The sequence below is a fragment of the Limosilactobacillus reuteri genome, from assembly GCF_034259105.1.
In the GTDB taxonomy this organism is placed as follows: Bacteria; Bacillota; Bacilli; order Lactobacillales; family Lactobacillaceae; genus Limosilactobacillus; species Limosilactobacillus reuteri_G.
Window position 1 is genome coordinate 1774566 of the sequence record NZ_CP139478.1, and the last position, 10994, is coordinate 1785559.

At 39.0% G+C, this 10994-nt stretch carries 8 protein-coding genes and 2 pseudogenes; 2 read left to right on the plus strand and 8 right to left on the minus strand.

Translation table 11 applies throughout. From position 1 onward, the window contains the following. Window positions 1–76: 76 nt before the first annotated feature. From SH603_RS09855 to tnpA, 5 genes and pseudogenes are all read right to left on the minus strand, one after another. Complete coding sequence (locus SH603_RS09855) at window positions 77–541, minus strand: hypothetical protein (protein WP_169473267.1); 465 nt, start codon at window positions 539–541, stop codon at window positions 77–79. A 12-nt stretch (window positions 542–553) separates the two neighbouring features. Further along, on the minus strand, window positions 554–1621 hold the full coding sequence (locus tag SH603_RS09860) for a LysM domain-containing protein (protein ID WP_321533910.1): 1068 nt from the start codon (window positions 1619–1621) through the stop codon (window positions 554–556). 90 nt (window positions 1622–1711) lie between these two features. Then, a complete protein-coding gene (locus SH603_RS09865) occupies window positions 1712–2872 on the minus strand; it encodes an MFS transporter (RefSeq protein ID WP_169473263.1) in 1161 nt (386 codons plus the stop codon). Between the two features lie 171 nt (window positions 2873–3043). After that, window positions 3044–4219 (minus strand): annotated as a pseudogene (locus tag SH603_RS09870) (RNA-guided endonuclease TnpB family protein). Continuing rightward, window positions 4219–4617 (minus strand): IS200/IS605 family transposase, encoded by a 399-nt coding sequence (gene tnpA / locus SH603_RS09875; protein ID WP_041816984.1) that lies wholly within the window; start codon window positions 4615–4617, stop codon window positions 4219–4221. The pseudogene SH603_RS09870 and the gene tnpA overlap by 1 nt, the downstream one beginning before the upstream one ends. Window positions 4618–4740: 123 nt before the next feature. Here tnpA and SH603_RS09880 point away from each other — a divergent pair, with 123 nt between their 5' ends. Next, a complete protein-coding gene (locus SH603_RS09880; RefSeq protein WP_169473439.1) occupies window positions 4741–5298 on the plus strand; it encodes a TIGR01440 family protein in 558 nt (185 codons plus the stop codon). Window positions 5299–5513: 215 nt separating this feature from the next. Here SH603_RS09880 and SH603_RS09885 read toward each other — a convergent pair. Both SH603_RS09885 and guaA read right to left on the minus strand, forming a co-directional pair. Beyond that, window positions 5514–6293, minus strand: a pseudogene (locus tag SH603_RS09885) (OFA family MFS transporter); the annotation flags it as partial. Between the two features lie 299 nt (window positions 6294–6592). Continuing rightward, window positions 6593–8146, minus strand: a complete 1554-nt coding sequence (gene guaA, locus SH603_RS09890) for a glutamine-hydrolyzing GMP synthase (protein WP_169473437.1) — start codon at window positions 8144–8146, stop codon at window positions 6593–6595. 514 nt (window positions 8147–8660) lie between these two features. Here guaA and SH603_RS09895 point away from each other — a divergent pair. Beyond that, on the plus strand, window positions 8661–9851 hold the full coding sequence (locus SH603_RS09895) for an ATP-binding protein (protein WP_099979829.1): 1191 nt from the start codon (window positions 8661–8663) through the stop codon (window positions 9849–9851). Here SH603_RS09895 and coaA read toward each other — a convergent pair. Continuing rightward, a complete protein-coding gene (gene coaA / locus SH603_RS09900; RefSeq protein ID WP_085650501.1) occupies window positions 9848–10771 on the minus strand; it encodes a type I pantothenate kinase in 924 nt (307 codons plus the stop codon). The two genes, SH603_RS09895 and coaA, sit on opposite strands and share 4 nt — an antisense overlap. Window positions 10772–10994: the final 223 nt, after the last annotated feature.

A 10994-nucleotide genomic window follows, 5' to 3' on the forward strand; every position in this document is an offset into this window, starting at 1 on the left:
AAGGAGGGAATCTCATATTTATCCATAATAAAAAGGCCTCCTTTAGAATTGGGAGACCCTTTTATTTAACTTTATATCATCGAATTTGTTCAAACTTAGTCGCTTTATGATCAATTCCTTGACCGGCATTGGCAATCTGATAAGTAAAGTTACCAGACCGCATCTTTTTGCCTAATGCTAGCATATGATTATATTGCCACATTGAGACTTTCCCATCTTGCAGTTTTGAAAGTGTCAACCGATTTCCTTGCGCCTTATAATTCCACTTGCCATCTTTGGCGTTGTCTTGGTAGGCTTGTTGAAAATCGCTAGCACTATTACTTGCTTTGATTGCCGTATTCTTGTCGGGAGTAACAACAACCTGATCCCCACTTGTGGCAAAGGTCATATAAGCATTCTGATTACCTGACACTGATGTATATTCATAAACGTGACCAGGAAGGCGTTTAGCCACTGTCCGACTAGCATAGAGATAAAAGCCGCCAATAACAACCATTACTGCTACTAAAACAGAAATAATAACTTTTGTCTTTTTTTGCATTTTTATCCCCTATTACTCATCGTCAGAAGTGTCGGTGTCGTGGTCACTTGTAGTAGCTTGACTGTTGCTATCTTCATCATCACTGCTGCTTTGACTGCTGTCATCGCTGCTTTCACTTTCGCTACTACTGCTGCTATCGCTATCTTCATCATCCTTAGTGCTGCTACTATTGCTGCTATCAGCGTCATCATTAACACTAGCGTAGACATGGATCTCGTTGCCATCTTTTTCAATGTAAACTGTCGTATCCTTCTTGGCTTTTGAACCTAGGGCACTTTCGATTTCACTAAGGATCGCATCATAGTCATTCTTCTTAGCATCCTTTAAGATAGCTGCTGAATCAACATTAAGTTCATCAGCGTCACTACCCCCATCCCCTTCGTCAAAGGACAGTTTGTCATTATTATTGGCATCATTCAAGCCGCTCACAATGTCAGAAGCACTGACTGATGAAGTATGCTTCTGATGCTTAGCAGACTTAGTTGAGCTGGATTGACTAGCACTTTGTTCATTATCATTGTCGTTGTTGTTAAATGAATTTACCGCGCCTGCCTTGTAAATTGTTGTCGAATGATCAGAATTGTCGGAATTATCGTAATTCTTAACAACAGATTGTGGTTGAACGGCAATATTCACTGTTGTTGGGCCATTATTGATTGTAATCTTTGTCTGGGCAACAACATTCGGATTTACATTGGGATCATAACCAGCAGGAACGCTTCCTTCACGGTTTAAGATAAGAACATCCCCAGCAAAGATTAAATTAGCATTTTGAATGTTGTTATCGTAGCAAAGTTTAGCCACAGAAATTCCAGTTGCGGCTGAGATCCCCGATAAAGTGTCACCCCATTGAATAATGTAACGAGTGCCATTAAGGTTATTGGTATTAATGTGTTGCATCGCCATATTATTAGAAATTTGTTCGGGGGTATTGGCAATCCAATTAGTAATATCCGCTTGCTCTTCTGGTGGTCCACTGGCGTTATCAGCCTCAGCAGTTGCCACAGAGCCAATCATTACTGATCCTGCTAAAACAGCAGTCATAAAAGTAGCTGCTAGTTGCTTCTTACTTAACTTCATAAAATTATCCTCCCAAATAGTATCAAACCTATTAATCCAAAAATAATTTTACTGCTATTGGAATAATTCTTCAAATGCATATAATCATTTCTAGTTGGCGCTTGTTTTAATCAGATAAAGCGAACCAAAAACCGCAATCAAGGCATAGATTGCTCCAACGTATCCAATCTGGTTAATTTGAACAAAATTAATACTGATTGAGGCGGTCAAGGAGCCAATCGATACCCCCACGTTAGTACAAATCGGGTTTAATGAAGAAGCCAAATTCATTGCTTCTGGATACTCTCGATCAGCAATATTCAGAAACATTACTTGCAGAATTGAACCGGGCATTCCTAGGACAAAACAAATAACACACAATAACAGGATCCCTAACCATGCAACATGGAACATTGCATTCATCAACAATAAACAAATAAGGACGGTGCTACTAATAACAGTAAGTTTAGTGATCCCAAAACGATTTGCGATTACGCCGGCACATATATTACCAAGAATAAACGTAATTCCAATAAGTCCTAATAGCCATGTTAAGTTAGTCGTACTAAACCCAAGAACATTGGTAATAATTGGGCGAACATAAGTATAGAAGGTATATTCAGCGGACATTAATGTTACCATTACGATAACCCCAAGAATTATTCGCCGATCCTTAAAAAGTTGAACTTGGTTACTTAACGAAGCATTTTCTTGACGACTGTCCCGTGGTGTCAGCCAATATAAAAAGCCACAAATAATTACGGTTAAAACCGAAATGAGGGCAAAACTATCCCGCCAAGAAAAAGCATTACTAATTGCCGTTCCAACGGGGACCCCTACAATCGTAGCAATACTAAAACCAGCGAAAGTTGAAGCGACCAGCATTGCCCGTTTTTCAATTGGCGCAATCATACTTACAAATACAAGAATCAATGAAATAATTGTCCCCGCGACCGCAGCTGTTACAATCCGCGAAACAAATAGCCAAAATAGGTTAGGCGCAACTGCGGTTAAAGTGTTACCGATTAAAAAGATTAGCATTAGCACCATCAAAACCTTAAAACGATCAAACTTACCTGTCAAAGTGGTAATTAAAGGCGTGCAGATAGCATAAATAATTGCAAAACTAGTAACTAAAAAGCCAACCGTTGATAATGAAGCATGGTAACTTTTGGCAATATCAGAAATAACCCCCACAACCATAAATTCATTACATCCTAATAAAAATGCGGTTAAGACAAAAACAACGGACTGCAAGCGAAATTTAGACATATCCTTAGCTCCTTTCGTATAATTGGACTACTCCCACTTAGCTAAACCTACGGTTTAATGCTTGAAGTGGGAGATTCTGGAAACATCGCATACTTACCCTACCGATTCTGAACGAACCTTCAAGCAGAGGTTACGACTATTAGCCAAGGCTCGTCCCGAGCCTAACTTTATCTATCGGATAGCTAATCCTTTTTGCAAGATGACTTGTGCAGCGTTAATATCACGATCTAAATGTTTACCACAGTTTGGACAATCCCACTCACGTACCGCTAACCATTCCGATTTATTCAATCCTAACCGATGATTATTCTTCCCACAATTAGCACAAATTTGGCTAGTATATGACGGATTGACCTGAATAAGCTTTTTACCGTACCAGTCACACTTATATTGCAACATATCTACTAATTTTGACCAGCTAGCGTTAGCGATTGCTCTAGCTAAATGGTGATTCTTCATCATTCCCTTAGTATTAAATTTTTCCAACACAATGATGTCGTACTTTTTGACCAATTTAGTAGTGAATTTTTGTAGCTGATCCAACCGTTGGTTGGCAATCTTTTGCCGATACTTCGCCACCATAATACGAGCTTTCTGATAATTCTTAAAATCATCTAATTGCCGTGGAACTAACACTTTATTATGATGATCCCAGGCGATTTCCTGCTGAGCCTTTAAGAATCGACGACTACGCAATTTCTCCCAACGATACAACTTTTTATGGTATTTGTCTTCAAAATGATTGATCGGTTCCTTGCATCCATCTGAAAGATTAAGTAATGACTTAAGTCCTAAATCGCCACCAATATATTTATTTGTTTTAGGAAGAATTTGGTTTTCGCTTTCCACTAAAACAGTAATGCAATATTGACCAGCAACGTTCAGACGAACAGTGACATTCTTAATTTTACCCATTGGCAATCGACCAGCTCTAAAATAGACGATACCGAGTTTTGGTAACTTTATATGATGGCAATCTAAAACTTTAATATTGCCATTAACGTACTTTGAATTGTAGCTCTGAGAATATTTTCTGGATTTAAATCGAGGGAACTTATTTTGACCTTTAAAAAAGCGTTGAAAAGCATCGGCTAAATTGCGATTAGCACTTTGCAAAGCAGTTGATTCTGCTTGTTTCAACCAAGGATACTCAACCTTAAGTTGTTTCAACAGATTATTCATCCCAAAGGCATTCACAAATTTAGCTTCCGGATTATTCTTGCGCCGTTCAATTTGCATATTAAGCATTTGATTCTATACAAAACGAACACAACCGAAGATTTGCCAGAGCTGATTTCGTTGTGCTGAATTTGGATAGATGCGCATTTTAACGGCTTTTAGAACCATTATTTTCTCCCTTGACTTTCAATATATCGTTTTACAACTTCTAAAGGCGCTCCACCAGTGCTAATTAAGCAATAGCTTTGTGTCCAAAAGGCTGATTTCCAAAGATATTGCTTGATTTCTGGAAATTGTTTTTTAACCATTCTGGAGCTAGACGATTTGTAAGCATTTAAAAATTTAGCCATTTCCGTATGAGGCGTTGCTCTAAACAAAACATGTACGTGGTCCTGATCATGATTCCATTCTTGCAAATTAATGCCGTATGCTTGTCCCACAACTACAAAACGATGTTTAAGATATTCAGATATTTCATCGTTAATTACTTTTCGACGATACTTAACCACCATTACCAAATGGTAATTAAGTAAGTATACTGAATGCTGATTTCTATCTAATTCTATTGTTATCACCACATTTTATAGATATATACTAAATATATCATAGAACAAAAGAAAAAGCACTAACGTGCTTTAAGAGAGCGATTCATCCCCTACTTATAGAAGTGGGGGTATTCTCGCAAATTTATGGATAAAATTAAAGAACAAACAGCAACAGGTTTAACCGAATTATTGGATCAAGCTCAGTTAGAAAAAGATGACCTCGTAGTGTTAGGTCTTTCAACTAGTGAAGTCCATGACGGAATAATCGGAAAGGACTCTAACATTGAGATTGCCTGGGCGATTGTTTCGACAGTTGTTAATATCTTACGAAAACACCAACTCCATTTAGCAGTCCAAGGTTGCGAGCACCTTAATCGGGCACTTGTTGTCGAACGAAATGTAGCTAAGGAGCGCGGCTTTGAACAAGTTACTGTCTTCCCTTCGCTCCATGCAGGTGGTGCAGGACAAATTGCTGCTTTTGAAAACTTTAACGATCCGATTGAAGTTGAACACATTACTGCTGAAGCCGGCATGGACATCGGTGATACCTCGATTGGCATGCATGTTAAGTTTGTCCAAGTTCCAGTTCGCACTTCGATAAAACAAATTGGACTGGCTCATACGACTTATCTCCGCAACCGACCAAAATTGATTGGTGGTGCGCGCGCAAAATACGAATGGGATCCGTTTGACAATAAATAATTTTAATTATGAGGCTGCGAGAAAACTTTTTCAACAGCCTCTTTTTTTATACGAATCTTGTTACGATATCGTGGAAATCCTTGTAGACTAGCTTTGCGTTGTAGCCATCCTTGCAGGAGTGGGACTAAAAACTCGCAAGCAAGTTTAATTCTATTCCCTTTTTCGTTCAATTATTTAACTTTCCGATTACCCAATTCCCAAAAAGCGAGGGCCGAGGCAGCCGCACTCGCTGTCATTGTCGTCATGTCCTGGGCCATTGGTGAAGCAGCTGAAACTAGCCCAATTCCGGTAGTGATATTAATAAAAAACATAAACCATAGGAAAGCAAATGTCCGTGTCCGCAAAGCCTGATTAGCAGTTAATTCGCGACCAGTCAAACTTATCCGTTCAGCATTCTTAGCAATCGCTGGAGGGAGTTCATGTGATCGTGGCTTCTTGATAAATTGGGCAGCAACCAGCATTACAACAAAATAAAAGCCTCCGAGAATGTAGAAAGTATTTACAACGCCAACGTTCGCCATTAAACTTTGCGCAATCGGCCCCGTAAGCATCGCTGCAAAACCAAAGCCCATAATTGCTAAACCAGTAGCTAGTCCCCGCTTATCGGGAAACCAACGCACGATAGTAGAAACCGGGGTTACATATCCTGACCCTAATCCTAAGCCACCTATTACTCCATATGCGACATATAATAACCATAATTGATGAGACTGAATCGCTAATCCCGTTAAGGCAATCCCACTCCCATAGCAAATACTTGAAATAGTTCCAGTAACTGTTGGCCCAAATTTTTCTACTAAACGCCCCATAAAGGCAGCTGACATCCCCAAGCAAAAGATAGCTAAGCTAAATGCAAACGATACTGAAGTTTCCTTCCAGCCTGTATATCCAGAGATTGGTTTGGTAAACACACTCCATGCATAGACACTACCAATCATCAAATGCAAAATTACTCCTGCAATAGCTACTCCATAACGATTTCTTGTTTTCGGCATCTTCACTACTCCTTCTCCACATAATTTACGAACTTTGTAATAAATTAAGCTCTATAAGTTCGTCTATTTATAAATATCATAGAGCAACTAACTTATCAATAAGAAAAAAACGAACAATCTAATTTAGCGATAGCATTTATTACTGCTTGAAACTTACCTTTAATAGCAAAAAACACCCAGCTTTTACACTGGATGTTTCTCATTGGCAAATATGTTGTTTTTAATTGAGTTGACTTAGTTTTAAAACTACCAAAGTACCATCATATCGCAGTTCCAACTCTAAGTTACATTATATAATTCTATTCATACTCGATCGTCGAAGGTGGCTTACTCGTAACATCATAAAGAATGCGGTTAACGTGGTCGACTTCATTTACGATTCGGACTGAGATCTTTTGAAGAATATCCCATGGAATCTTAGCGAAATCGGCTGTCATCCCATCAATTGAGGTAACGGCCCGGATAGCAACTGCATAGTCATATGTCCGGCCATCACCCATGACACCAACTGAACGAATACCTGGTAAGACAGTAAAGTATTGCCAAATTTCTTCATCAAGACCTGCTTTTTTGATTTCTTCACGAAGGATTGCATCACTTTCACGAACAATTTCAAGCTTTTCAGGAGTAATTTCACCAATAACACGAATTCCAAGACCTGGACCTGGGAATGGTTGACGCCATACCAATTCATGTGGAATTCCAAGTTTTTCACCGAGTTCACGGGTTTCATCCTTAAAGAGCTTGCGTAATGGTTCAATTAACTTGAAACCGAGCTTCTTTGGCAAACCACCAACATTATGGTGAGACTTAATTGTCTGGGCGGTGTCTGTTCCAGATTCAATTACGTCCGTATAAAGCGTACCTTGAGCTAAGAAATCAGCATCTTTAATCTTCTTGGCCTCTTTGTTAAAGACTTCGATAAATTCCTTACCGATAATCTTCCGCTTTTGTTCTGGATCAGTAACACCTTCAAGCTTACCTAAGAAGCGATCTGCTGCGTCAACCTTAATAATGTTAACACCAAGGTCGCGACTCAACGCATCCATCACTTGGTCAGCTTCGTTCTTCCGTAACAATCCGTGGTCAACAAAGATACAAGTAAGTTGATCGCCAATTGCCTTATGAATCAAAACGGCGGTAACACTGGAATCAACCCCACCAGAAAGACCTAAGATAACCTTCTTATCACCGACTTCTTTGCGGATTTCATCAATCTGCATGTCGATGAAGTCATCCATCGTCCAGTTTGCTTTAGCGCCACAAACATCAAAAGCAAAGCGGCGTAAAATGTCTAATCCGTATTCGGAATTACGAACTTCAGGGTGGAATTGAACACCATAGAATTTACGGTCATTATCAGCAATCGATGCGATTGGACAGTTCTTACTAGTAGCAGTAACTTCAAATCCAGCTGGGGCTTGAGTTACTAAATCACCATGACTCATCCATACATATTGCTTCTTTGGCAAACCTTTGAATAATACAGCCTCGTCATCAAGTACTTCAATATCTGCTCGTCCATATTCGGAGTTATCAGCTTTTTCAACCTTTCCGCCAAGGTCGTATGACATTAATTGCATTCCATAACAAATACCTAGAATCGGGATACCAAGCTTAAAGATTTCTGGATCGACCTTGAATGCGTTTGGATCATAAACACTATTAGGGCCACCAGAGAAGATGATCCCTTTAGGATTAATCTCTTTGATCTCGTCTGCGGTTAACTTGTGAGAAAGCAATTCGGAATAAATACCGAAATCACGAAGCCGACGAGTAATCAATTGATTGTATTGGCTACCAAAATCCAAGACAATGATCTTATCAAACGCATCTAAATTGATGTTTGCCACAATGACACTTCCTTTGTTCAAATTTTTATTCTTAAAGGCTAGTTTACAGGCTGAACATGGCATGGTCAATGATTATTTAATATTCCATAACAAAAAAGACGGGAGCTAAATTTTCTCACGCCTTTTTCGTTAGATGGAATTTTATTGAGGATATTTAATTAGTGTTCTAAATCAATATTTAATAGACGTAATTCTTCATCAACTGCTTGTGCCTCAAGTGTTTTAGTATCTTTATCAGTTTTTATCATTTCGACAGCCTCCTCATCTCATTTAATCTGTATCCTTCTTAAGTGGTCTGTGAGTAATTGTCAATAAAAATGAGTCATAAATATCACGTGCAACCGTTTCGAACATTGATACATTAGGATTAAAAAGATTTATTTTTTACTTTTACTAGATGTTTTAACTAGATTTTCTAATGCAGGATTTGTAATCCATTCCAAATTCGGTTGATTTGAATGCGCTTTCTGCATTTGATAAAATTTAGTTAGTTATTTTTTACTTGAGGTGCAATATGTTTATTCGGACAAAATATCTTAACCAACTAATAAACAGCATGAACCAGTCAACAATTAAGATTCTTGTTGGCGTTCGGCGGTGTGGTAAAACGACTATTCTTGACCAGTTTCGGGCAACTCTCCGGCGTCAAGAAATTTCCTCAAGTCAAATTCAAGTGATCAACTTTGAATATCTCCTAGAAAATGAATTATGCAATCCAGAATATCTCTTACAATTTATTCTTGATCGACTTAGTAAACACCAGATGAATTATATCTTCCTTGATGAAGTCGAAGTGGTTCCCCAGTTTGCCCGCGTTGTAAATGCCCTAAATTCACTCTCTAATACTGATATCTATATTACAAGTTCCAACAAAACCATTTTGGAGAAAGAAAATCTTCAACAAATGGTTTCTTATACTATCATCCCCGTTTTCCCTTGCAGCTTCCGTGAATACATAAAAAGGAACCAACAAGAAGCTGATTCCCAAGCGTTATATCAATATTTAAATGAGGGCGGGTTCCCCTATACTCACGAAATCCACGGTCCAATCAACCTCCGCAATTACGTGAATGGGATCATCAACACAATTATTATTACCGATTTCACCCAGCAGGCGACCCTTTGCAATCCAGGCCTGACTAAGCAACTTGCCCATCACTTAGCTCATCATGCTGGAACCACACAAAATATCTCCCAAATTGTCGATAGCCTTAAACGTCACCACATCACTACTTCCAATAAGACGGTCGATTTTTATTTACAGTTCTTACAGAGGTCCTTTATCTTTTACCCATGCAAAGAATATGATTTTTCCCGTCGCCACGTCAAAAGTACCAATATTCGTTATTATCCGGTAGATCCTAGTATTCGGCAAGCTCTCACACTGAAAAAGAATGTCCTTTCTCAACGAATCCTTGAAAATATTGTCTTTATTGACTTATTGAGCCAAGGCTACCAAGTATATAGCGGCCGCATCAAAGATAATGAGATTACCTTTGTCGCAATTAAAAATGATATCTTTACCTGTATCCAAATCGCTTATTCGCTTGCTGATGATGGTGCCTATCGCCGGGCGATCAGCGGATTACGGCAACTTTCCTCAAAATATAAAAAGCTTTTAATTACAGTAAAACCAGCGCTCAATTACGCTGGTTTAGATCCTGATATTGAAATTATTGACTTGTATAGTTGGCTAACCAATTAACCTCGTCGCAGATAAAGCTTATCCACGACATGTCCCGTTGTCTTATGTAAAATTACGTCAGCACGACTTTTGGTTGGAAGGATAAACTCTCGTAAATTAGGAAGGTCGACGCGTTGCCAAACATCCTTTGCCATTTTAAATGCTTCCTGACGGTCACCCTTCGAATAAGGATAGTAATAGTTTGATGGGTCAGTAAAGGCTGTCTCTAGCAACATCCCAAACCGTTGAAGATACCAATGCTCAATCAGGTCCGGATCTGCGTCAACATACAATGACCAGTCAAAGTAATCACTGACATATAGTTGCTGGTTACTTGGCAATTGCAACGTGTTAATCCCTTCTACAATCAATATGTCTGGGCGATCAATTACCAAGGGCTTATCCAGCTGAACATCATAAACTTGATGGGAGTATGTAGGCGCCTTGACAACTGGTTCCCCTGCCTTAACATCATTAAGAAACTGGAGGAGCCTTTCCATGTCATATGATTCGGGAAAGCCTTTCCGATCCATAATCCCCCGCCGTTTTAATTCTGCATTAGGATATAAGAACCCATCCGTTGTCATTAATTCTACCCGCTTATCAGGCAGCATCTTATTTAGTAAGATACTAATCAACCGAGCGATGGTGCTCTTCCCAACTGCAACCGAACCTGCAATCCCAATAATATATGGAATGCGCATCGTGGAACGCTGTAAAAAGTTTGCCTTTTGCATCTGCCATTCCAAAAAGTTCTGGTAGCGCAGTTGAATTAATTTTATTAGCGGCAAATATACATCCTGCACATCCTCAATTGAAATTCGATCATTCAACGATTTAATTTCATCCAAGTTCCCCTGGGTTAACCGTACTGAATCAGTTGGGAAAAAGCCGTGCCATGTTTGCCGATCAAATTGTTCGTAGTTCATCCATTCATCCATTATGCAAAATCCTTTATTTCACCCGTCAATGAAAACGGTTACTCACGTTTAATAGTAACATATTATAAACATAATTAAAGCTCAATCTAGCTTGTGAACACCTAAACATTTTACCAGATAATTAGCGCAACGCAACTGTTTGAAATAGGGAAGTGAGAAATAATCTCCTCGACAAGGCGGTGGGCTAAGCTAGAACGATGATTAGCACGGCACGGGCTGATTA

Coding starts and splice junctions, on each gene's coding strand:
- SH603_RS09855 (WP_169473267.1), bottom strand. CDS start 541: ATGCAAAAAAAGACAAAAGTTATTATTTCTGTTTTAGTAGCAGTAATG.
- SH603_RS09860 (WP_321533910.1), bottom strand. CDS start 1,621: ATGAAGTTAAGTAAGAAGCAACTAGCAGCTACTTTTATGACTGCTGTT.
- SH603_RS09865 (WP_169473263.1), bottom strand. CDS start 2,872: ATGTCTAAATTTCGCTTGCAGTCCGTTGTTTTTGTCTTAACCGCATTT.
- SH603_RS09880 (WP_169473439.1), top strand. CDS start 4,741: ATGGATAAAATTAAAGAACAAACAGCAACAGGTTTAACCGAATTATTG.
- SH603_RS09895 (WP_099979829.1), top strand. CDS start 8,661: ATGTTTATTCGGACAAAATATCTTAACCAACTAATAAACAGCATGAAC.
- coaA (WP_085650501.1), bottom strand. CDS start 10,771: ATGGATGAATGGATGAACTACGAACAATTTGATCGGCAAACATGGCAC.